At 47.2% G+C, this 22,022-nt stretch carries 18 protein-coding genes; 9 read left to right on the top strand and 9 right to left on the bottom strand.

Annotation, left to right across the window (positions count from 1 at the left end):
• Nucleotides 1–90 precede the first annotated feature (90 nt).
• The 4 genes from ABT56_RS01355 to ABT56_RS01340 all read left to right on the top strand — a co-directional run bounded on the left by ABT56_RS01355 (nucleotide 91) and on the right by ABT56_RS01340 (nucleotide 3,127).
• Entirely contained in the window at nucleotides 91–831 is a 741-nt protein-coding gene (locus tag ABT56_RS01355) for a 5-oxoprolinase subunit PxpA (protein WP_047877052.1), read from the top strand.
• On the top strand, nucleotides 828–1,517 hold the full coding sequence (pxpB, locus tag ABT56_RS01350) for a 5-oxoprolinase subunit PxpB (protein ID WP_047877051.1): 690 nt from the start codon (nucleotides 828–830) through the stop codon (nucleotides 1,515–1,517). The genes ABT56_RS01355 and pxpB overlap by 4 nt, the downstream gene beginning before the upstream one ends.
• Nucleotides 1,499–2,434: a 5-oxoprolinase subunit C family protein gene (locus ABT56_RS01345; protein WP_047877050.1), complete on the top strand. Its 936-nt coding sequence runs from the start codon at nucleotides 1,499–1,501 to the stop codon at nucleotides 2,432–2,434. The genes pxpB and ABT56_RS01345 overlap by 19 nt, the downstream gene beginning before the upstream one ends.
• A gap of 93 nt (nucleotides 2,435–2,527) precedes the next feature.
• Complete coding sequence (locus ABT56_RS01340) at nucleotides 2,528–3,127, top strand: gamma-glutamylcyclotransferase family protein (RefSeq protein ID WP_047877049.1); 600 nt, start codon at nucleotides 2,528–2,530, stop codon at nucleotides 3,125–3,127.
• 38 nt (nucleotides 3,128–3,165) lie between these two features.
• On the opposite strand, the gene ABT56_RS01335 is transcribed toward ABT56_RS01340, so the two are convergent.
• Nucleotides 3,166–3,876, bottom strand: a complete 711-nt coding sequence (locus tag ABT56_RS01335) for a DUF3108 domain-containing protein (protein WP_047877490.1) — start codon at nucleotides 3,874–3,876, stop codon at nucleotides 3,166–3,168.
• 153 nt (nucleotides 3,877–4,029) lie between these two features.
• On the bottom strand, nucleotides 4,030–5,574 hold the full coding sequence (locus tag ABT56_RS01330; RefSeq protein WP_047877048.1) for a long-chain-fatty-acid--CoA ligase: 1,545 nt from the start codon (nucleotides 5,572–5,574) through the stop codon (nucleotides 4,030–4,032).
• Between the two features lie 307 nt (nucleotides 5,575–5,881).
• Between ABT56_RS01330 and ABT56_RS23475 the strand changes: the two genes are divergently transcribed.
• Nucleotides 5,882–6,100, top strand: a complete 219-nt coding sequence (locus ABT56_RS23475) for a hypothetical protein (protein ID WP_084722126.1) — start codon at nucleotides 5,882–5,884, stop codon at nucleotides 6,098–6,100.
• 136 nt (nucleotides 6,101–6,236) lie between these two features.
• Nucleotides 6,237–6,710 carry a DUF2947 domain-containing protein gene (locus tag ABT56_RS01325; RefSeq protein WP_047877047.1) on the top strand — a complete coding sequence of 158 codons (474 nt, stop codon included), beginning with the start codon at nucleotides 6,237–6,239 and terminating at the stop codon, nucleotides 6,708–6,710.
• Between the two features lie 63 nt (nucleotides 6,711–6,773).
• On the opposite strand, the gene ABT56_RS01320 is transcribed toward ABT56_RS01325, so the two are convergent.
• From ABT56_RS01320 to ABT56_RS01300, 5 genes are all read right to left on the bottom strand, one after another.
• A complete protein-coding gene (locus ABT56_RS01320; protein WP_053062351.1) occupies nucleotides 6,774–8,789 on the bottom strand; it encodes a sensor domain-containing diguanylate cyclase in 2,016 nt (671 codons plus the stop codon).
• A complete protein-coding gene (locus tag ABT56_RS01315) occupies nucleotides 8,782–9,348 on the bottom strand; it encodes a YfiR family protein (RefSeq protein ID WP_047877045.1) in 567 nt (188 codons plus the stop codon). The genes ABT56_RS01320 and ABT56_RS01315 overlap by 8 nt, the downstream gene beginning before the upstream one ends.
• Nucleotides 9,348–11,399 carry a TonB-dependent receptor plug domain-containing protein gene (locus ABT56_RS01310; protein WP_240478232.1) on the bottom strand — a complete coding sequence of 684 codons (2,052 nt, stop codon included), beginning with the start codon at nucleotides 11,397–11,399 and terminating at the stop codon, nucleotides 9,348–9,350. The genes ABT56_RS01315 and ABT56_RS01310 overlap by 1 nt, the downstream gene beginning before the upstream one ends.
• Before the next feature lie 411 nt (nucleotides 11,400–11,810).
• Nucleotides 11,811–12,653 (bottom strand): pirin family protein, encoded by an 843-nt coding sequence (locus ABT56_RS01305; protein WP_240478231.1) that lies wholly within the window; start codon nucleotides 12,651–12,653, stop codon nucleotides 11,811–11,813.
• Nucleotides 12,654–12,811: 158 nt separating this feature from the next.
• Entirely contained in the window at nucleotides 12,812–14,491 is a 1,680-nt protein-coding gene (locus ABT56_RS01300; RefSeq protein ID WP_047877044.1) for a VRR-NUC domain-containing protein, read from the bottom strand.
• A 165-nt stretch (nucleotides 14,492–14,656) separates the two neighbouring features.
• Between ABT56_RS01300 and ABT56_RS01295 the strand changes: the two genes are divergently transcribed.
• On the top strand, nucleotides 14,657–16,123 hold the full coding sequence (locus tag ABT56_RS01295) for a phosphatase PAP2 family protein (RefSeq protein ID WP_053062350.1): 1,467 nt from the start codon (nucleotides 14,657–14,659) through the stop codon (nucleotides 16,121–16,123).
• Between the two features lie 104 nt (nucleotides 16,124–16,227).
• A complete protein-coding gene (gene ydiJ / locus ABT56_RS01290) occupies nucleotides 16,228–19,308 on the top strand; it encodes a D-2-hydroxyglutarate dehydrogenase YdiJ (RefSeq protein ID WP_047877043.1) in 3,081 nt (1,026 codons plus the stop codon).
• A 108-nt stretch (nucleotides 19,309–19,416) separates the two neighbouring features.
• Here the strand turns inward: ydiJ and aqpZ are convergent, their stop codons facing one another.
• Nucleotides 19,417–20,109 (bottom strand): aquaporin Z, encoded by a 693-nt coding sequence (gene aqpZ / locus ABT56_RS01285; RefSeq protein WP_047877042.1) that lies wholly within the window; start codon nucleotides 20,107–20,109, stop codon nucleotides 19,417–19,419.
• Between the two features lie 152 nt (nucleotides 20,110–20,261).
• Entirely contained in the window at nucleotides 20,262–21,146 is an 885-nt protein-coding gene (locus tag ABT56_RS01280; protein WP_047877041.1) for a LysR family transcriptional regulator, read from the bottom strand.
• A 183-nt stretch (nucleotides 21,147–21,329) separates the two neighbouring features.
• On the opposite strand from ABT56_RS01280, the gene ABT56_RS01275 reads away from it, so the two are divergent.
• Nucleotides 21,330–21,992 carry a cation efflux transmembrane domain-containing protein gene (locus ABT56_RS01275; protein WP_047877040.1) on the top strand — a complete coding sequence of 221 codons (663 nt, stop codon included), beginning with the start codon at nucleotides 21,330–21,332 and terminating at the stop codon, nucleotides 21,990–21,992.
• The last annotated feature ends 30 nt before the right edge of the window (nucleotides 21,993–22,022 follow it).

The following is a 22,022-nucleotide window of genomic DNA, read 5'->3' as shown; positions in this document are numbered from 1 at the left end:
TTGTGAGGATGTTGCGGCCTGATGTCAGCTATGGTAATAGAATGATATCAAGGTTTGTGAGCATGACTAAGCACAAAGGCAGGGATAGCGATGAAACTTAACTGTGATATGGGGGAAAGTTTCGGCAGTTGGGAGATGGGGAATGATGCGGCGGCGATGCCTTGGATCGACATGGCAAACGTGGCTTGTGGTTTTCATGCCTCAGATCCGTCTCATATGGCGAAGACAGTCGAATTGGCGTTAGTGCATGGCGTTGAGATAGGTGCGCATCCCGGCTACGACGACAAGCAAGGATTTGGGCGTCGGCATATTCCTCATACATCACAAGAAATTACCCAGCTCGTGGCCTATCAGGTTGGTGCGTTAGATGCCATTTGTCGTTTATATGGCGCAACGCTGAATTATGTTAAGCCACATGGTGCGCTGTATAACGATATGATGGCAGATCCCTCGGTTTACGAGGCGATTTTGTCTGCGGTATCTTTGCTTAATATGCAACGTCCATCATCATTATCGTTGATGATCCTTGCTCGTACTGATAATCGCCAATATATAGCACAAGCGGCCAAGTATGCGGTGCCGTTGTTATTTGAAGCATTTGCCGATCGCGCCTACCAATCAACGGGCTTGCTCGTACCGCGATCACAAGCTGGCTCTGTGTATCATGATACCGAGCGTATTCGCCAGCAGGTTGCTGAACTGGCCGGCGGCTGGGTGACGACTATCGACAATCAGTGCTTGAAGCTATATGCGGACACGGTCTGTGTGCATGGTGACAACGAAGAGTCTGTCATGCTGGTCAAACAGCTGCACGAGGATCTTCGGCGATGATTCAATTGCAGCCTGTTTCTGAAACGACAGCGATTGTTTATTTCGGTAACCATATTGATCAGTCACTGATCCCTCTAATACGGCATGTTGCTGATTCGCTCAATCACCCGGCCATTATTGAACGCATTCCTTCCTATACCTCGCTGCTAATAGAGTACCGTGCTGATGTACTCACTATCGAAATGATTGATTCTATGATTCAAAGCGCTTTGGCTTGTTGGGAAAATAATGGCAGCCCGTTATTGGGGAGGCAGATAGTATTACCGGTATTTTATGGTGGCGAGGCTGGCCCAGATCTGCCCATGCTTGCTTCCCTGTGCGGTCTCAGCGAGCAAGAGGTCATTGATATTCATTGTGGACAAACATACAGGGTATGCGCGATAGGTTTCGCCCCGGGATTTGCTTTTTTGGCTCCCGTTGACAAGCGCATTGCCATGCCTCGCCATGCGACACCTCGAAAGTTAGTCCCGGCAGGCAGTGTTGGGATTGCAGGGCAGCAAACAGCCGTTTATCCGCTGGACTCTCCGGGTGGCTGGCAGATTATCGGTAATTGTCCCGTATCGCTGTTTGATCCCCATGCCGATCCAGTTTCACCTGTCGAAGTGGGAGATGAAGTTTGTTTTGAGCCTGTGACAAAAGCGGTGTTTCTTGCCAAAGGGGGGAGGCTATGCCGGCATTGGAAGTGATCCGTCCCGGGATGTTGGCGTTAGTGCAGGATCTAGGGCGTTTTGGCGTTGCTCAGCAGGGATTGAGCCAAGGAGGAGTTTTGGATCTGCATGCGGCCTGCTGGGCCAATCACTTGGTTGGTAACACATCGTCGAGTGCTGTCATCGAGGTGACTATTGGCCAGACGCAATTGTACGCGCGCAGTGATTTACTGGTGGCGATTACCGGTGCTGATATGAGTCCGCAATTGGATGGTGATGTGTGCCCCTTGTGGCAGAGCTTCGAGGTCAAAAAGGGTCAGGTGCTAACGTTCGGTTATGCTCGCACGGGAATCAGGGCATATATTGCAATTCGTGGCGGCATAGCAACACCAGAGGTGCTGGGAAGTCGCTCGACAGTACCTCGCAATCAACTCGGTGGTCTTGTCGATGGGCAGGCATTAGAGGCTGGTGACATTATTCCGTTAGGCGAAGCCGACCCGACACAATGGCAAGGCTTTGTGGGGAGGATGACGTCGTTTCGTTTTATTCCTGACTACTCTCAGCCGATTATGCTGCGGGTTATCGAGTCTTACCAGTCCCATCTATTTTCTTTTGATGATAAAGAGCGCTTCTACCATTCCGTTTATACTGTGAGGCAGGAAAGTGATCGGATGGGATGCAGGCTCAGTGGTTCTGCAATCTCTGTGGAAGTACCTGAAATGGTCTCTGAAGGGATTGCGCTGGGGGCGATTCAGTTTCCTCCCGACGGGCAACCGATTATTTTACTCAACGATCGGCAAACCTTGGGTGGCTACCCGAAGATTGGCTGCGTGGCTAAGGTTGATTTGTCGCTATTGGCACAGGCTCGGCCCGGCACAGAGATCCGGTTTGAGAAAGGGGATTTGCCGCTGTTGCAAAAGGAATGGTTGGCTTTTGGGCGCTTTTTTGGCGTGTAGGGATACAATCCTTTTCAACTTTAGATCGCAGTGTCACTGCGAATGCGCCGAACTGAACATAGTGAGATAGCGTGGTAACAAGGGAGCAATGGTATGTATATCTTTGGCTACGGCAGCTTGATTAATCAATATTCTCGCCAGATGACGGGGAATACCCAAGCGGCGATACCCGTAACCGTTCATGGCCTTGAGCGTCATTGGGGAAAAGTGAATGGGAGTTACCAAATCGCTCCCTTGGTGGCGAGGATGGGTAAGGGGCACTGTAATGGGGTATTGGTCGAAGTGGATGAGGCTGCCTTGGCTCAGTTTGATTTAAGGGAAAAGGGCTATACGCGTGTAGCGCTAGAACCAGGACAAATTGAAACTTTCGATCGCGCCCAAAGCGCGCTAAATTGCTTTAATCGGGAGTTGCCATTGTGGGTGTATACCAAGGATGAAACGGAACCTCCATGCCAGCACTGGCCAATCATGCAAACTTACGTTGATACAGTGCTGGCCGGATGTTTATCTATCTCTCCAATTTTTGCCAAAACTTTTGTCGAAACGACAAATGGTTGGCATTACCCAAGGGAAAATGATCGCCATCAGCCAAAGTATGGCAAGCATGCAGGGGTTGAACGTGAGCATTTAGCGCATATTGACCAACTTCTGGCACAGATACCAAGAACAACAGCAAGATTTGATAAGGGCTGATAAGGCGATTGTCATAGTGAAATGAAGAAAATAAATGCCTAAGGTGTTTTAACCACGACCTGCTGGGGTGGGCAGGAAATTCGTTTGCTGAGCATGACGGCTTTTAAGTCGAGGATCTTTCTTTGGTAGGTCGCACGTACTAGTTGGTAGTCAATATCCGGAGAAAACCACATAACAAATTTGCGGTCATTTTTCTTGATCTGCTCAACACGGATAGTTCTGATTTTTCCGAAGTTTGAATTGATAGTCTCTTTCCCTTTTACTTGGAAATAGTAATGATTCACTTCATCGGTATCTTGCATTTTGAAATTAAATTGCGTCTTACCTTCGATTAACATCAGTCGAATTTGGCTGCCAATGGCATCGGCATCGAGTAAGGGTTGTTTATTACTGGTGTAACTGTTTTTTGTACCATCGACGCTGACTTCAGATTGTAATCCGTGATTACTGAACGTCGCTTGGGTTGAACCGCCAAGCAGCCCATTGATATCTCGCTTAAAGCTTTTGGTCAGAAAACTTTGTTGCTGTGCCGACCAGTATATTATTGATTGTTGGCGAAAGCGTGTTTTGGTCGCTAATACGTTGACAGTACTGTAGGAATTAATGTTGGCCTGAGAGTCTTTCCAGTTGAGGGTTCGGGTAAACTGCCCGATTTTGAGATTATTGAAATACAGTTGATAATTAAAGGTTTTGTTGCACTGGTGGAAAGCCGTTGAAGGTTGGGCGAGTACTGATGTCGGCTTCATCATCAAAAAGCCGATCAGGTAACACAGTGTTGATAATCGTAGCACTATAACATCCACATCCTGAACCAATAAAAAGCAGATTGTCAGCCGACAAGCTCATAGTTAAGGGTAGACGAAAGCGGCCGGCCAGACCGCTTTCTTTTATTCCAGATGTGATTATTTCAGCAGGCGTTTGAGGATCTTTCCCGTTGCTGTCATTGGCAACTCGGCCACGATCTCAATTAGGCGAGGGTATTTATAATCAGCCAAACGTTCTTTGCCCCATGCCGCCAGTTCTTTGCTTGATACGTTAGCCCCTTCCTTGAGAAGTATGAAGGCTTTGGCTTCTTCGCCGTAGGTTTTATGGGGTACACCGATCACCGCGATCATGTGCACGGCTGGATGAGCCATGAAGGTTTCTTCGATATCGCGAGGATAAATATTGAACCCACCTCTGATAATCACTTCTTTGAGGCGATCGACCACAAAGACATAACCGTCGTCATCCATACGTACGATATCGCCGGTATGGAGCCAGCCATCAACGACAGTTTTCGCTGTCTCTTCCGGTTTTTTATAGTAGCCCTTCATTACATTGTGGCCACGGATCAGCAACTCGCCTTCCTTGCCCCGGGGTACCTCGTTGCCTTCGTTGTCCACGACTTTCATGGTCACACCCGGCAGGGGTTGGCCAATACTGCCTGGCTTACGCTGATACTCCAGATGGTTGAACGCTGCGACAGGCGAGGATTCAGACAGGCCATAGCCTTCAATGACCGGTACGTTGAGTTTTTTCTCGAATTGTTTGAGTACTTCAACGGGCATTGATGCGCCGCCAGAGATGGCTACTTTCAGGTTGGCCGCAATGTCCTCTATATAGTCGCCACCATGTTTTTCGGCAAAGGCGAGCAGGCCAATAAACATTGTTGGTACGCCTGCTAAGTGTGTCACCTTATGTGCCTGCATTAAGTGCATGACGTTTTTAGGAACAAAACGCGGCACTAGAACCAATGCGCTACCGGCAAGGATTGAAGTGTTCATGATCAATGACTGGCCGAAGGTGTGAAAGAGCGGCAGAATCGCCATGCTGACATCCGTGCCTTTTTGATTGGTTAATGCCTGACATGCCTGAGCATTACACAGCATATTGCTTTGACTGAGTTCCGCCCCTTTGGCGCGACCGGTGGTGCCTGATGTGTAGAGAATGACGCAACTGTCTTCGGCTCGACGATAAACCGCATCGAAATGGACGGAGGCACCTGCAAGCCATTGCTGGAAACTGTGGGATCCTTCGGGGGCAGGGGTTTCTGCTCCTGATTCAATGCGGATAAAGTGTTTGCAGCTAGGGGTTTGGCTAAAGCCCTCAAAACCGTATTCACCCGTTGGCAGTGTGCTATTGCCTTCAAAGCAGATAAGAGCAACAGCATCAGAATCGGCAAGATGATAAGCGACTTCTGGGCCTTTGAGCATGACGTTTAGTGGAACAGTAATGGCTCCAATTTTTTGGATTGCATAGTATCCGATAACGAATGCGGGTGTATTGGGGCAGGAAAGGGCGATTTTATCATCGGCTTGCAGCCCGAGTCTTACCAACTGGTTGGCTACTTTGTTGACTTGTTGGTTGAGGGTGGCGTAATCAATTTTGTCTTCGTTGAAGATAATGGCGGTGTCTTTACTGCGAAATTCGGCATTGCGTTCGAGATTGGTAGCTAAATTATACATTCTATTTTTTATCTTCTGGCGTTTATGACAATTCTAATATAGGCAGCCCGGTTAGGTTTTAGGTTGCTCGGTAAATTATGTGCGTTAGATCGATAAATATATTTTACTTCAAAATCATTATTTTATCTTTGTATAGATCGGCTAATTCGTAGGCGTGTTAAATCATTGTTTAATAACAACATGAAAAGTAAGGAGATGTTAGTTACGAGCCTTACATGAAGAATATGACAGTATCGTGTGAGCTGTTTGACGTTTTTTTAACCAGGTTCTATTTTTATCTGGGTTTCACTGACAGAGGCGTGGAAAGATGAAGAAGATGAACTCGGCATATCGATTACAAATCATCAAAGAGGTCGCGATGCGTCGCCGTTTGACAAGCGATGGCGATCCTATGGCTTGCCACATTTCTCAGTTACTGGAATCCCGAAATCATGTCGAGCAGCGTTCAGAGCAGAGGTTCACCAATTGCCACTATGATCCTGATATAGGGGGGTGGGTAAGTAATTTATGGGACGTGAAAAAATAGCACTGACCGCTCAGGGGGCCTTTGTGCAGTGCCCCCCGAAATCCCGGACTTAATCATCGGTAATTTTACCATTTCCGCTGGCACTTCAAGGTTGTCTCAGGTAAATTCCTCAGGTCAAAGATGATTAGGTCACCCAATGAACTACGTTGATTTAGATAGCTATAACCGCAAGTGGATTTTCACTCATGCTTCAATGCCGGTGGCAGAAACCGATTTGGCATTGATCAAACCGTTTACTCAAGCCCGTGCATCTCAAATTTGGCGTGAGCATGTTAGCAGCCAAAGTTCAGATGCCGATCATTTTGGTGTTGGTGATTGGGCCTTTGACGATAAAATTTGGTCTGAACCACAAGATTGGCAATTGGCTTGGGATGGCGATGAGCCTGAATTGCCAGAGGCTATTTTGAATTTTATTGATTGGGAAGATAATACGACGGTATTTTTCTGTTATGAAAAGTACAACGTTATTGAAACGAAATGGTCGGTGTTCAAGCGCAATTGGAAAAACTTCTTGTTCTTTGATGACGGTCCTATCTTACTTGGTCGCAAGAAAACACAAGCAATATGGTTTAGCTCTGACGGACAATTCAAGTTGGCCAATCGCCCATAGTCGTTGAATTGCTCAAATCTAGGTCATACTGGATATGAAAAAACAGCCGTTTAGGCTGTTTTTTCATAGAATTAAGTCATTATTCAGGCTGTTGAAATGAGCTACCTGGCCTTTTCCCTTCATTTTCGCTTCATACATTGCTTTATCGGCCCGTCTTAAAATGTCATCACTGTTCTGAAAATCGGTAGCATTGACATAGTAGCAACCAATACTGGCGCCTAGCTCGATATGGTTTTTTATCTTTGGAATGTGCAACGGTTCACGAAGCAAAGAGAGAATGCGTTCGCTAGTTACGTTCACGCCTTCCTCGCTGATTGTCGGTGACAGTAGGATAACAAACTCATCACCCGCCAGACGAGAGACCATATCGCATTTGCGGACAGAATCGTTGAGGCGCTTGGCAATGATCTTTAGTACTTCATCACCGATGTTATGGCCATAGGTATCATTTACCGATTTAAACCCATCAAGATCGATAAACAAAACCGCAAATGATTCAAAAGTTAATACTTGATGACTGAGAAAGCTGTCCAGTGTTTGCATTAGCTTGACCCTGTTAGGCAAGCTGGTCAGAGGATCGTGGTTCGCCATATGTTCGAGACGCTGCATCTCATGCAACGAACGCTGGTCAGAGGCAACTACAACAGTCTGTACTTCTTGGGTATAAGGGTCTGTTATACGATGGGTACGTACAAACAGTGGCAGTACTTCGCCGTTGGCAGTATGAGAATTAATCTCACCGTGCCATTGGTTGTTGGCCGACAACTCTCGACGGAGAACGGGGCTGACCTGATTAAATTCATTAATATCGACCAAAAAACTGTAATGCTGGCCGTTGATTTGTTCTTCGGTGAATCCCGTAATATTCAGGTAAGTGGAGTTGACCATAGAGATGACCCCCTTACTGTCCAGCACCAAGATAGAATCCTGACTGTTGTCGAAGACTTTTGCCGCTAGTTGCAATTGCCTTGCCGCCTGATGACTGATAGTGACGTCACTGATTGCAAACAATATTTGGTATTGTTGGTGCAATGGTCGGCTGATGATCTGGTAGGTACGAACTTCCCCTTTGTTATTAAGGCCTTCAATTAGCAAATTATCTAATTGGTGGTTTTGTTTTAGGGCCTGGTTAAACAGCAGAGTGAATGCGTCTTTGTCGACAGGCTGTAGGATGTCAGTCAGTGGCTGGTACATCATCATGGCGACGGGACGGCCAAAAACACTGTGGCAGGTATTATTGGCTAATGTGATATTACCTTGCTGGTCAACGACAAGAAGGGCATGTTGCACTGTTTCAATGATGTTCATTGCGAAGGACTTTTCATCAGAAAGATGTTTCATTGCCGCTTGCAATTCATTGTCTCGCTGGCTGATGGTTGAGACCATGTTATTAAAGCTACGTGTCAGCTCATAGAACTCATCATTGCTGTGTTTTTGTTCTAGGATCGGCAGATATTGTTTGTCATTGATTATCCGCTTGATACCGTCGTTCAACTTGGTGATGGGGGTGACCACCCAAAGCTGGAGGCGATTAATAATATAAACACCGGTAGCTGAGATCAAAATCAGCAGAAACAAACTGACTTGTAGGTGATTTACTCGTATTTGATGGAGTTTGTTTAAAGAAACAGCTAAGTGGATATGGCCTATTTCTGAGCTATTAATAGTGACAGGTACAATCATGTACAGTAATTCGTGGCTGAAATAGTAGCCATTGTCACGAATTCTGGTCTCTTGTTTTTGAGTTGGGGCTACATATACGTTGTTTTCATTATGGTATTGAGCAAAAACAGTGTGGTTGGGTAGTTCAAGGCTGGCCATGGTAATGAGGTTGTCGGCATTGAATGACGCTAATATCTCTTCGGCGGCATAGAAGTCATTGAACTGAATCGCGGCGGTTAGGTTCGCTCCGACCCCGGTAGCCAGAATCTGGGTCCGGGTAAGCAGGTTGTCTCGCTCAATATTGAGGTAGCTTCGGTAGCTGGTAAATTGGAAGCAGGCAAAGACCGCTAATATAAACGCCATAATTGGGAAAGAGAGGCGTTGGTTGAGCGATAGTTTACTTATCCAGTTATTCATTAGCATCCTCCTGCTGGAGGGCGGTTTGTTCATCATCGGTAATAGCGATTCGCATTAACATGGAACTGACCGATAGATTGGCATTGTGTATATGTTGGCTCGAAATCGCAGGCTTAACTTGATTGTTAATTGTGCGAAGCTCAATCATCCCACCAATGGCTAGGGTATTAGGGTTATCACTGATCGTGAGAAGCCCCGGATATTGCGGCAAGCTTTGAAATGCTGACAATTTTTGTTCTGTAATGTATAGCAGGTCACACTTCTTGCTGGCCTCGGTCATGCTCGTCGGGCTGAGTAATTGCAGCTTATTTTTATCAAGTAAGGTGCCCAAAGTGAGGGTGATACTGTTTCTTCCTATTACGCAAAAGCGTTTCGGAAGCACAGTGTCGCCCGGCCAGCGAATAAAGCTGGCGAGTCGGTAGATATAAACGGCCTTGATTTGGTGTGCTGCAAATCCAGCTGCGGGCTCACTGCCTGCTTTGGCCCATGCTGAGATTAGCATCAGAATTAGACCGGTTAGCGGCACAATCAAGAATGTCGGTAATAATGGTTTGTTCATTATGGTAGATCCCAAGCCGCCCGCATGAAAAAGGTTTCTTCAATCAGGCTCTTACCCGGTAAATCTTCATAGGGATCTTTACCAATACCATCGATGATCCATTCAATTCTTGGCCAGCATGGTTTTTGCTGCCAAGCTAGGCGGACATCCAGCGTGGTGATTGACGGTGCTGAGAAGGCTGGAACATCGGCTTCAACTTTGCTTTTGTATTTGAGCCAGAGATCCAATTGCCAGGCAGGGGTGATCTGCCAAAGACTTTGTATCGACGCGAAATGGGCTGGTTGATGGTCATACATTAGCCGGTAGCCGGATGTCGCATTCGCATCACATCCTGCAGAACCACTGCATTCAGCGTTTGTTTTCATATAGCTGTAACTGGTGTTGAGCTTAAGTGCTGATAATGGCTGCCATTGAATGGCGGTTTCAAAACCGTAGCTATCGGCATTTAATCCGTCTGAGAATGTATTGATTAGAGTGAAGATTTCATAAGGCAGGGTGCTGCCGTCGATGCATTCACCGTAGACACATGCCCAAGCTCTGTCACCTTCCATTCTTAAATTTTTGTATTTACTGTAAAAAATTGTGTTGTCGATAGACAGGGAATGGGTTGGTGAATAGCGGTAACCCGCATCGATGGTACGTACCGTTTCATTTTTCAGGTTCTGATTATTTACGGTATATACCACCGTCGGCCTTGAATCTATGATGTTGCCATTACCATCGGTAATGCCAACAGTACCGAGTATGTAGCTGTCTGTTTTGCTTTCGACAAATGATGGCGTGACGGCTGCCCGGCCTGCACCGAACCAAAATTGCTGCTGGTCATTATGACGGTAAAGAAAGCGTGCTTGAGGCTGAAACTCTACGCTGTCGTTGAGGCTGAAATATTCGATTTTGGCACCAATGGTCGAAAACCATTGGTCATTTAGCTGAGATTCGATCTGGCCATAGCCATTGACGATGAAATCGGTACCGATCGGGTCGTGACTATAACGCCCCCACGGTTCGACATGCGAGTAGAAGTCATCGGGATAGGATTCAGTACGGCGATGAATAACACGGACACCACCACCGGCAGTTAATTGATGTTTTTCCGATAAGGCGTGATGAGCGAGTGTATCAAGGTCCAAGGTATAGAATTCACCTTGGGCCGAGGGTTCGTTAGTGCTGTTGGCATCTGCCCACAAGTGTAATTCGTAGGTTGTTTTGTCGTTATATTGCTCTATCCAGTCAAAGCTAGCATAGGCCCCGCGCGCGAAGACATTTAAGGTCGTATTGGTAAAGACATCTTCTGGCGGTAAGTAGAAGTTACCGTAGAACCAATAGTGTTGCGATCGTGTTTGGTAGCCGCCAGCCTGTACGGAAATATTCCGATTATCAACGTTATGATCGGCTCGGAATCCCCCGCTGAGATTACGCCATGAATCATCATTAACCAGATAGTAATCACTTGTTACCCCTTTCATATAGAAACGGGCAGTGGTGTTATCGTCGAGGCTGAAACCATAGCGATAATTGAATTCTTGATAATCTTTTTCACCAGCAGCAACTTCGGCGTAATGTCCCTGCGTGTCTGTACTGCTTTTTGTGATGATATTGACCACACCGTTAGCGGCATTACCTCCCCACATGGTGCCTGCCGTACCGCGTATAACTTCGATTCGGTCGATATCTTGAAAGAGGGCGTCAATAGTATGCCAGAAGGTGCCGGACATCAGCGGGCTGTAGACGCTTCGTCCATCAATCATTACCAGCAGTTTATTGAAAAGGACTTCATTAAGGCTGCGTAATGAAACTTGCCAGTTAAATTCTGAAATACGGGTAACTTGTACCCCGGGAGCCAAGGCAAGGGCTTCGGCAACCGAACGAACGCCACTGCGGCGAATTTGTTCATTGGTGATGACATAAACAGCGGCTGGGATATCTTCGATATTCTGTGGCTTTTTGGCAGCCGAAGTGACGCTAATGTCGGTGTTACTGAGATCCTCAAGGCTCATTGCCAGCAGAATATCCAAGTCGTTAGCATTAACGTAACAAGACATTGTCAGCATAAGTACACTAGCCAGAAAGGATGGCTGTATAAATAGGGCTTTCTGCTGCGGTGTCGGTGTAGACATATTCAATGAAATCAAAATAAAAAAGACCACTATATATTACCAAAAAAGTCACTAATGCCTTATTTTTAAAAAGATTTTTCATGGATTAAAAAATGTCCGAAAATTCCAAATAGGGATGGATACTTATTTGTTTGGGCTTTTTGGGTATGTTGTTGCGAGGTCTGTGTTTGTGAATTTGACGCTGGTGTTGTTTATGGAACGTGTTTTGCTCGAGGTTGATATATTTTCTCTTATTTTGTTGCTTATTTGACTCAAAAATGATTGAAGGTGACGTGGGTGGTGTCAAAAAATTGAATGGTGAGATTTGTGATCCGGATACCATATATGTTGAAAAGGCTGCAATCGTCACGGCCTCTTTGCTAAAAGTTGCATAATGTTTTGGGTTGATTTTGACTCGTTTTCTGGGCTTGAATGCACTGAGTTTCGATTAGTAAAAAATGGTTGCTGCAGAGGCTTACCTAATGCAACAAAAAGCCTCGCCCCGATTTTTCCTGTTTTTAGTAAAATTTCGAGGTGAGAAGGTTTAAGCGTTGCCATTTGACTAGGGTGTAGTTGATGTCCTGAAATGTAGACAGAACCCGAACGGATATAGATGAATCCATGGGTGAGGTTTTCCGGTGGGGCAAAGTGCCAATTTCCATACGGGGAAATAATAATATCGAGTAATGTGACGGGAGTGCGGCAGCTTCCAGGACTTGTCGCAGCATGGTAGTTGCCAAGCAGTACTTTCGTTGTACTGTCTTTTTCTTCAACAAGTGGTAGGGATTGAGTCGGGAATGACTGGCTGGCTGCGTTTGCCATTTCTTCTTTGCCTGCAGGTAGAGCGGTCCACAGGCTAAAGGTTTCAATATGTCCATTGTGTGGGAGTAAGGTATTACGTTGGATCATCCCAGAGCCTGAATTCATGACATTGATATCACCGCTTCTTAAGATTCTTGATCCGATAGAGTCATTTTGAAGCAAGCTACCGGATACGGGGTAACATAGGGTTTCAACGCCAGAATATCCGTGGTATTGCAAGGGACGCTTGGCCGTGATTTTGGATGCTTCGAAATGATCCCATGACATGAATGGGTTGCATTGATTGTGATCTCGCGGTGAGATGAAAGCGGTTCGCGGGCCGTGTTTGATGCCGAATCGAACGTTCTGTATTTGCCGGGTTTCACTCATGATTGCCACCAACATCATGAAAGCTCTTGGGCTATTGCCTCTGTTTTTCTAAAAGATTAGACCGAAGTCTCGGTTTTAACCATGAATATCTTCTTCATGTGGATGTTATGGCACGAAAGAGAGGGCTTATTCTTTGGTGCCACTGAAGATTGAGACCCTAGGAATCTTGAGTGGCATTATATCCATTCAACGTAAGCCACTTCAGCCGGAATTCCAAGCTCAGTAAATGTCTCAAACCATCGGATTTGGTTGTGTTGAAGTTTGTCGCCAGGTCCTTTGACTTCAACAAGTTTGATGTTATCTGTGCTTATAAGAATGAGGTCGGGAAAGCCGCTTCGGTTATTGCGCGGATCGAACAGGATACGGCGGAATATACCACTTAATGCTTGTGGAGAAAGAAGAGCTGTGGCTTGGTCGACCAAAGTCGATGAAACCAAATGCCAGGCAACCCAGTCGTTGCTGATACCATATTTGGATTGGTAGACCACAGACCAATTTTGCCATTGACCAGTCTCAAGCATGTCTAGACGATGATCAATTGCTTTCTGGCGTGTTGGGTAGAACTCTGATGAAAACATATCGTAGGGGGAGCGTTGAAAACGATTCTGAAACGCGCCTTCTACGGGTGAAAATATGATGTCCCAGAATAACAAACCGAATAATGCCGTAAATAGTGTATTTTCAACATAATAGGCTTGCCATCCTTGCTGTTCATAATAGTCGGCGACGGCCCGTTCGACCCGAAGATCTGTGTTGGGGATGGATAGTTTACTCTGAGTGATAGGCGGTTTTGTGGCTGGAGTGAAAGGGCGCTTGAGCTGGCGAGCAAGGTTGCGGCATAAACGGGTGGCGGTATCCCGCTCTTCTTCATTTTGTGGGCTGGCGAGCATTTCTTTGGCGATCGAGTCAGCCTCTGCGTGTTCGCCAAGTTTATCTAGAATGCGTACCTGCCGTTCGCGGGACGGGGGTAAATCGTTCTGCTTGTACAGTGCCAATGCTGCTTTGAGCTTGGTTGAGTCAGAGCCCGCTTGGCGTTCCAGCTCTCTGGCTAGGTGATTGAGCAGCCGACAGCGCTTCCTTTCAAGTTTGGCCCAGCTGAATGGTGGCGGAAGTTGTGTCAGGAGTTTGTTGAACTGCTCGGTATTTTTTTCTTGTTTAGCCTGCCAATACGCCTCGTTGAGTGAGCTTAATAACAGCCAGGACTCCATATCACGTCGATGTTTGAAAAAACGGGTATTGCGGTCAATCGTGTAAGTTTCAAACTGCTGGATCCCCAGATCTGAAATAACAAATTGACTGAGCGTTTGGTGGGTATTACCAAAAAAACACAGTAAAAAGGTAGTGAGAAACTGTGGATGGCTAACTTGAATAATAGATTCCCCACATGCGTTTATCTCTATATTTTCCTTGCATAAAAGGTCAATTATTTTTGGTTTTGGAAGATCTTTTTTCACTAAAATATGGGGGAATTTGCTGACAAGCTCGGGCTTGGTAAATAGATTGAAAACCCTTGGTCGTAATGTATCGATATGTGGTGAATGCTCAGAGATAACGGAGATGAGTTCTGCATTAGCCAGTTGCTGGCAAGCTTTTGGAATATTGTTAATTTCGGTGTAGTGAAGTTTGCCCTGCCGGTATATGTCTCCTTTGCGAGAAAGCAAGCGGATGTAGAGTTGTTGAGCGGTGTGCGTTAGTTGATTAAAGGTATCAACCCAATGTTGCTCTTCTTCGCGAAGTAAATCTGCATATTGTTCTGAGACGGTATGAATAAGTTCGAGAAAGTTTGTGTGGTAGTAATCGGAAGGCAACTCAGGTCGCAGCGGATTTGATATTTTCTGAGGGTGTGAATTGTTCATAATTTATTTGCCTTGGGAATAGAAATGGTTTTTATTATGAGCATAAAAGAATCATTATTATTCTCAATGGTTTATGGGGCTAGCTATTGATATTATACATTTTGTGTTTATTTTCACATCTTTCCCTCTAAATGGGTGGCTTGACATTGGAAGCATATAACTAAGATGAAATTTGTCTACTGGCTTGGCTTTATTTGTTGTTTGCTGATCAGCGGTCAGATATCAGCTAATCCTAAATTAGAATCAAGCATTAAATTGCCTAAGCATATTGTCGGCTCTGTCTGTGTCATACGCCACCAAGACAAAATGTTGATGCTCTCGGAAGTGATTACCCAGAAATACTCCCTTCCTGGGGGGTATATTGATGATGGTAATACAGCACCAGAAGCTGCTGTCAGGGAAGTATTGGAAGAAACGGGCGTAGATGTTGAGGTTGTTGAACTATTGCAATACCGCTCTCGGGCAGCCGTTTATGCGTGCGTGGCAACTAGCCCGATTCCTGTGTCAAATTTTCGGGATCATAATGGCTTCATGATCGTTGCTTCATGGTTTTCCAAGCATTTTGCCACTGAAGTTGAACGTGTCTATCTTCTTGACCCTCGGCAATTGGATATTAGTAACTATCGTTATCCTGAAGATGTGAACTTGTTGCCGAAGTGGCTGGCAAGAACGCCTGAAAGTCAGATTCAGTACTATGATTCGCTTACTCATCAACTATCTATGCTGCATCGTATTGAGTTACCGTTCGTCATTAACTTCCAAGCAGTCACTGAGAACTGGCCACACTGGCTGCAAGCGGGTTTCGATGGGGTGATGTTTATCGCCAATCAGCCGGGTGAATTATGGGTATTACTGTGCTTGGGGTTATTAGTGGCGGTAAGCTGCCGTACTTCTGTATTGCTTGAATGTCTTTTGTTTTCTTTGGTCATGCTGGTGGCCTCGTCGACTCTTAAATATTGGTTTGCATCGCCAAGGCCTTTTTTTGTCCTGCCTGAATTGCAAAGAATCGAGGCCTACGGATTTGGTTTTCCGAGTTCTCATACGATGACCGCAACGATGGTTTTGGGTGGTGCATGGTATGGGTTAAATAGGCTAACCAAAGGGCGATACAAAAGGGTGTTAATGGCTTCGATGTTGATGCTGATACTGGCACAAGGGATGGTCCGTGTGTGGTATGGCGTGCAATTTATCAGCGATACTGTGCTGAGTATCATGTTGGGGTTAGTTATTGTTTCTGCTTGGGCGGTATGGCGAGAGATGAATCCAGACAGTTTGCAGCGTTGTATGACGAGCAAAACATTCTGGCTCTGCATGACGTTTGCTGTTGGTGTGGGAGCCAGCTATACCTTGGATCCATTACATGCCTATGCATTCTCTGCAATGTTGGGAGTGATGGTTGCGATGGAAACCGCAGTTCGGTTTGATCAACCCGCCCCCGAGACCCTTAAGGGGCGAATCTTGGCATTGCTGATGCTCGGGGGTGGTGCAGCTGTAATCTGGTGTGGCACGGAGGAATTGGCGGCCGTACAAACCGTTAGTTTGATTGTTTTAGGGATCAATGCATTTGGCTGTTTCCTGATGAGTTTGTGGTTTGTTGCCGGCGCATCGTGGGTAAGGGGCAAGTGTCGTTGAGGTCACACTTTTTTTCCCTGTAGCGGTAGGGTAAAGTGTCAGGACAATAAGATTTAGGAGGCCAGTAGTCGTAGGATACGACGAGATACTGGACAAGGAGAGCAATGTTACCTGCACTGACTTACCGAGACAGTACCGATGAGCGCGTATTGTCTTACCTCACTGCCCTTGAGCTGGCGGGGTTCGAGGGCGATATTGAAATTAGCTATGCCAGCCGACTGGCCGTTGCGACAGATAACAGCGTTTATCAACAGTTGCCACAAGCCGTTGTGTTGCCAAAGAATACCGCTGATGTGATTCTTATCGGTACTGTTGGCCGAGATCAGGCTTTCAAGACGATAACGTTTTCTGCTCGGGGGGGCGGCACGGGTACCAATGGCCAGTCGCTGACCCCGGGCATAGTTGTTGATTTGTCGCGCCACATGAACAAGGTGCTTGAGATCAACGTCGAGCAGGGGTGGGTTCGGGTACAGACGGGGGTCGTTAAGGATCAGCTTAATGATGCGCTCCGTCCCTTCGGCTATTTTTTCTCTCCTGATCTTTCGACCAGCAACCGAGCGACTATCGGTGGCATGATCAATACCGATGCATCGGGGCAGGGGTCATTAAAATATGGCAAGACCTCTGATCATGTATTGGGGCTCGAAGCCGTTCTGGTTGACGGGTCTGTTTTGTACAGCGGCCCTCAGCCTTTTGGTGACCTGTTGGAAGAGGCGGATCCTGCGGTAGTATCGGATAGCGGCGAGCTGGCCGTTCATGCCGTACAGGCTGCAGCTCGGGTATGCCACCAGAAACGCTCTCAGATCCTTGCCAAGTTTCCTCCTCTTAACCGTTTTCTTACCGGTTATGATCTCAAAAATGTATTTGATGAACGCCTTGAGCAATTTGATGTCACTCGTTTGTTATGCGGGGCTGAAGGTTCACTGGCATTTATCACCGAAGCCAAACTCAATATTACCCCTATCCCCAAGGCGCGCACCCTCGTTAATATCAAATACGACAGTTTTGATTCGGCCTTGCGCAATGCACCTATGATGGTTGAAGCACAGGCCCTGTCTGTCGAGACGGTGGATTCGCGAGTGTTGAACTTGGCCAAGCAGGATATTGTCTGGCACACGGTCAGTGATCTGTTGGAAGACGTGCCGGGACAGGAAATGCTGGGCATCAATATGGTCGAGTTTGCGGGTAACAATGCAGACGAGAACAGCAGTTTGGTATCCGGGTTGTGCCAGCGTTTGGATGAGATGCTGGCCAGTCAGCAAAACGGCATTATTGGTTATCAGATTTGTGATGATCTGGCTGGGATCCAGAAGATCTATAACATGCGTAAGAAAGCGGTGGGTTTACTGGGTGCGGCGAAAGGGCGCAAAAAACCGATCGCTTTCGCTGAGGATACCTGCGTACCGCCGAAAAACCTGGCTGATTTCATCGCCGAGTTTCGCCAGTTACTTGATGACAAACACCTTGATTACGGCATGTTCGGCCATGTCGACGCGGGTGTGTTACACGTCAGGCCAGCATTGGATCTTTGTGATCCCGAGCAAGAGCGTCTGATGAAATCATTGTCTGATCAGGTGGTTGCGCTGGTGGCCAAGTACGGCGGCCTGATGTGGGGTGAGCATGGCAAAGGGTACCGTTCCGAGTACGGCCCTGCATTCTTCGGGGATGAGCTATTCACGGAATTACGGCGGATAAAAGCGGCTTTTGATCCGGATAATAGGATGAACCCGGGAAAAGTGTGCACCCCGCTTGGCAGTGATGCCGAACTGGTGAAGGTAGACAGTATCAAGCGCGGATTTTACGACCGCCAGATCCCAGTGAAAGTCCGTGATAGTTTCAAACAGGCAATGGAGTGTAACGGTAACGGGCTGTGTTTTAACTACGATAATAGCTCGCCAATGTGCCCGTCGATGAAGGTAACGGCTGACCGTCGCCATTCACCGAAAGGCCGGGCGGGACTGGTACGAGAATGGTTACGGCAGCTTGCTGCACAAGGTATCGATCCGGTTGTGCTGGAAAAGGAGCTGATGCTTACCGCACCCAGTGTTAAGCACATTATTGACCGTTTTCGCAATACATTCGGTAAACATCGCGATGAATATGATTTTTCCCATGAGGTGATGGAGGCAATGAATGGCTGTCTGGCCTGTAAGGCTTGCGCCAGTCAATGTCCGATAAAAGTGGATGTGCCCAGTTTCCGTTCACGCTTTATGCATATGTATTACAGCCGTTACCAGCGACCGGTAAAAGACTATCTGGTTGCCTATGTTGAGAGCTACTTGCCGTTGATGGCGAAAGCACCGGCGACCTTCAATGCACTGATGAGGCCATCTTGGTCGCAGAAACTGACGGCAAAGACGATCGGATATGTTGATATGCCGTTGTTGTCAGTACCGACGTTGATGGAGAGTCTCGATGGTCATCATGCTTTGCGTTTCGATCAGCAGTGGCTGGAAGCATTGTCGCCTGCGGAGCGTGAGAAGTACCTATTGATCGTTCAGGACCCATTCACCAGTTACTATGACGCCGATGTGGTAAAGGACTTGGTGCTGCTGGCTGACAAACTGGGTAAGAAGCCGATGTTGGTGCCGTTCAAACCCAATGGTAAGGCTCAGCATATCAAGGGTTTTTTGCGTCAGTTTGCCAAGACGGCTCAGAATACGGCCGCGTTTTTGAATCAGCTGGCCCAGCTTGGGATCCCGATGATCGGGGTGGATCCGGCGCTGGTGCTCTGTTATCGCGATGAGTACAACGAGATCCTCGGTGACGGGCGGGGGGATTTCCAAGTCCTGACAGCCCATGAATGGCTGCTGGAAGAACTTGGTAGCAGTGAGCCTTTGCCTGTACAGGGTGAGGAATGGTATCTGTTTGCCCATTGCACCGAGAAAACAAAACTGCCAAATGCTGAAAAAGAGTGGGGACAAATATTTGCCCACTTTGGTGCCAAGTTACGGCCTGTTGCTGTTGGCTGTTGCGGTATGGCAGGGACATTCGGCCATGAACAAGATAAGCTTGAACTCTCTAAGTCGGTCTATGGATTAAGCTGGCAGCCGAATATTGCCAAGCTGGATCCTGAGCGCTGTATGGTGACGGGTTATTCCTGCCGTAGCCAAGTAAAACGGCTTGAGCACATCAAGATGAAACACCCCGTGCAGGTTTTGCTTCAGGTTTTGCGGGCAATGTGACTCTAGCTTATTGACGTCATTTGGGTGAAACGAACGGAAGGGGCGCGAGCCCCTTTTTGAATGTGAATAGGCAGAGAGTTTGAATGGGGGGAGCAAGGAAAATGTAGCTTAGTCTGTCTGCGGGCTAAGCCAGCGGTATACCCATCCGGCAACAACGGCTCCTAGTAGAGGTGCTAGCCAAAATAGCCATAGCTGCGACATTGCCCAATCACCGACTAAGAGGGCTGGGCCGGTACTTCGTGCGGGGTTAACCGATGTGTTGGTAACAGGAATGCTGATAAGGTGAATGAGCGTTAGTGCCAAGCCGATAGCCAAGCCTGCCATTGCTGGCGTAGCCAGCTTATGGGTTGCCCCAAGGATGACAATTAAAAACATAAAGGTCATAACAAACTCTGTGATGAACCCTGAGACAAGGTTGTAGTTTCCGGGAGAATGCTCGCCATAACCATTAGATGCCAGCCCGCCGGCTAAAGAGAACCCTGCTTGTCCGCTGGCGATAACGTACAGTACGAAAGCACCGACAATCGCGCCAAGAACTTGGAAGAAAATATACGGAATGACTTCCGATGTAGGGAAGCGTCCGCCTGACCATAGTCCGACTGTCACTGCTGGGTTGAGGTGGCAGCCTGAAATATGGCCGATCGCATAGGCCATCGTGACAACGGTAAGGCCGAAAGCGAGCGACACACCCAGTAGGCCAATACCTACGTCAGGGAAGGCGGCGGCAAGTACAGCGCTTCCGCACCCACCCAGTACCAGCCAAAATGTGCCTATAAATTCCGCAACCAGTTTTTTGAGCATGCCAGTGCCTCCTCGAGCGTTTGTGTTGCGCATCATGCGCAAAGTAAGACCACACTATCCAAATAGTCTAGCCAGACGCTTACCCGCAAGGTGGCTCATAGCTGCAACAAATTGCCGTATCCATCAAAATAAATAGCATTAGATAATAGGTGTTATAGCGAGGCTTCGTTGAGATACTGCTCCAGACGGCCACTGAGCCATTGGTTGAGTGTGCCTAGGTTGGTATTTTGACCCACGATCATGCCATAAGGTTGCCACTTCATCGCCCGGTAGTGGTTGAGCACTTTCAGCTCGCCGCTGCGCAAATAGGGATTGATAAGCACGGAAGGGACTGTGGACCAGCCGGTACCATCAAGAACGGCATTGCGCAGGTGTTCGTAAAAAGGCAGGGCAATATAGTTGCTTGATGCAGGCGCAACGGCAACCAGGTTGTCATCCTCGATGGCGGACAGGGTAAATTCGGTGTAGCGAGCCAGATCCGCACTGATGATACGACTGAGCTTGCTGAGGGGATGGCTGCTGTGTACCACGGACATCATTCGGATTTGACCGAGGATATGGTGATGGTTGTGTGGCAGGGTATCGGTCATTGGTAGCAGGCAATAGGCGACATCGACCATATTGTCGCTGACCATTTCATGCAGCTCAGGGGGCGGTGCGACATATACCGAAACGTTCGTTGTGGGGAACTGCAAACTCATTTCAGTGATTAGCTGGCGCCAGAAAGGCTCCGGTAGCGCATCGTCTCTGGCTATGCGGATTGCCGATTCGATACCGGCCATTGACTGGCTGCATTTAGCCCGGATATCTCCGGCTATCATTACCATTCTCTCACAGTCGTTTTTGATCGCCTCGCCAATTTCCGTCAGTATGACCTGATTGCCAGTCCGGTGGAGTAGCGTTACTCCGAGCTGGTCTTCCAATGCGTTAATAGAGGCACTCACGGTGGTACGGCTTTTGCCTAGGCGGCGCGCGGCCTCAGCAATGGAGCCGTAGATGCAGGTTTCTAGAAACATTTCCAATTGGTGAATTTTCATTTTTATTCGCCATCTAAATATATTGCCAACATAGATTAATCCGGCCGAGGAAGCGAGGCAAGTTCAGCGACGAAAAACACGACGCTGGGCGACTCACTGCATGCTAGATAAAGCGTTATTATGATTCTGTAATCAAAATACAAAGAGGAAGCTGACAACAAAACGGTCAGCTCAAAGATTATTATGAGTATCAATATAGCTTTAGAACGCAAATTACTTTCGGTTTCTACTTTTTCTGCGTTGCTGTTTGCCCTGATGGGTATCGGACTTGGTCTATGGATGGGGTCGCTAGTTATTGTTTTCGACGGTGCCTATTCATTGGTGAGTCTGGCATTGACCCTAGTATCACTAGGCGCAGCGGCTTATATGCATTCCGCCGTTGGTAAGCGTAACAAAGAGATATCAGGCAAACTAGAGCCGATGGTTATCGCTTTCAAAGGCATGGTGATTACCCTGATGTGTGGTTTGTCACTGGTTTCTGCGGTGAATGCCATTTTGAGTGGCGGCCGTGAAGTCGATGGTGGTATGGCCCTTTTATTTGGTGTGGTCAACGTAGCAGGCTGTTTGGCAACCTTTACCCTAATGCATAAGTTTAGCCAGCGGACACGTTCGTTGTTAGTGGAAGCTGAGGCTAAACAGTGGATGATGGATACAGTTATCAGTGCTGCGGTTATGCTTGGTTTTATTACCTCGAGTGTGATGACCTATGCGGGTTATTCGGAATATGCCGTTTATGCTGACCCTGCAATGGTTGTTATTGCGTCACTCTATTTCGGTATCGTTCCAATTAAAATGGTTCGAAATGCCATAGGTCAGTTGCGAGATCAACAGGCGATGGCTGTATAAGAAGAATCACAACCGTCTTTCAGTTTCTAT

The organism is Photobacterium aquae (assembly GCF_001029445.1).
Lineage (GTDB): Bacteria > Pseudomonadota > Gammaproteobacteria > Enterobacterales > Vibrionaceae > Photobacterium > Photobacterium aquae.
Note: the sequence above shows the minus strand (reverse complement) of the source record. Positions and strands in the feature narration are given on the sequence as shown.

Bases quoted from the DNA above. Each gene is read 5' to 3' on its own strand.
- ABT56_RS01355 (WP_047877052.1), top strand. From the start codon at position 91: ATGAAACTTAACTGTGATATGGGGGAAAGTTTCGGCAGTTGGGAGATG.
- pxpB (WP_047877051.1), top strand. From the start codon at position 828: ATGATTCAATTGCAGCCTGTTTCTGAAACGACAGCGATTGTTTATTTC.
- ABT56_RS01345 (WP_047877050.1), top strand. From the start codon at position 1,499: ATGCCGGCATTGGAAGTGATCCGTCCCGGGATGTTGGCGTTAGTGCAG.
- ABT56_RS01340 (WP_047877049.1), top strand. From the start codon at position 2,528: ATGTATATCTTTGGCTACGGCAGCTTGATTAATCAATATTCTCGCCAG.
- ABT56_RS01335 (WP_047877490.1), bottom strand. From the start codon at position 3,876: ATGATGAAGCCGACATCAGTACTCGCCCAACCTTCAACGGCTTTCCAC.
- ABT56_RS01330 (WP_047877048.1), bottom strand. From the start codon at position 5,574: ATGTATAATTTAGCTACCAATCTCGAACGCAATGCCGAATTTCGCAGT.
- ABT56_RS23475 (WP_084722126.1), top strand. From the start codon at position 5,882: ATGAAGAAGATGAACTCGGCATATCGATTACAAATCATCAAAGAGGTC.
- ABT56_RS01325 (WP_047877047.1), top strand. From the start codon at position 6,237: ATGAACTACGTTGATTTAGATAGCTATAACCGCAAGTGGATTTTCACT.
- ABT56_RS01320 (WP_053062351.1), bottom strand. From the start codon at position 8,789: ATGAATAACTGGATAAGTAAACTATCGCTCAACCAACGCCTCTCTTTC.
- ABT56_RS01315 (WP_047877045.1), bottom strand. From the start codon at position 9,348: ATGAACAAACCATTATTACCGACATTCTTGATTGTGCCGCTAACCGGT.
- ABT56_RS01310 (WP_240478232.1), bottom strand. From the start codon at position 11,399: ATGCTGACAATGTCTTGTTACGTTAATGCTAACGACTTGGATATTCTG.
- ABT56_RS01305 (WP_240478231.1), bottom strand. From the start codon at position 12,653: ATGATGTTGGTGGCAATCATGAGTGAAACCCGGCAAATACAGAACGTT.
- ABT56_RS01300 (WP_047877044.1), bottom strand. From the start codon at position 14,491: ATGAACAATTCACACCCTCAGAAAATATCAAATCCGCTGCGACCTGAG.
- ABT56_RS01295 (WP_053062350.1), top strand. From the start codon at position 14,657: ATGAAATTTGTCTACTGGCTTGGCTTTATTTGTTGTTTGCTGATCAGC.
- ydiJ (WP_047877043.1), top strand. From the start codon at position 16,228: ATGTTACCTGCACTGACTTACCGAGACAGTACCGATGAGCGCGTATTG.
- aqpZ (WP_047877042.1), bottom strand. From the start codon at position 20,109: ATGCTCAAAAAACTGGTTGCGGAATTTATAGGCACATTTTGGCTGGTA.
- ABT56_RS01280 (WP_047877041.1), bottom strand. From the start codon at position 21,146: ATGAAAATTCACCAATTGGAAATGTTTCTAGAAACCTGCATCTACGGC.
- ABT56_RS01275 (WP_047877040.1), top strand. From the start codon at position 21,330: ATGAGTATCAATATAGCTTTAGAACGCAAATTACTTTCGGTTTCTACT.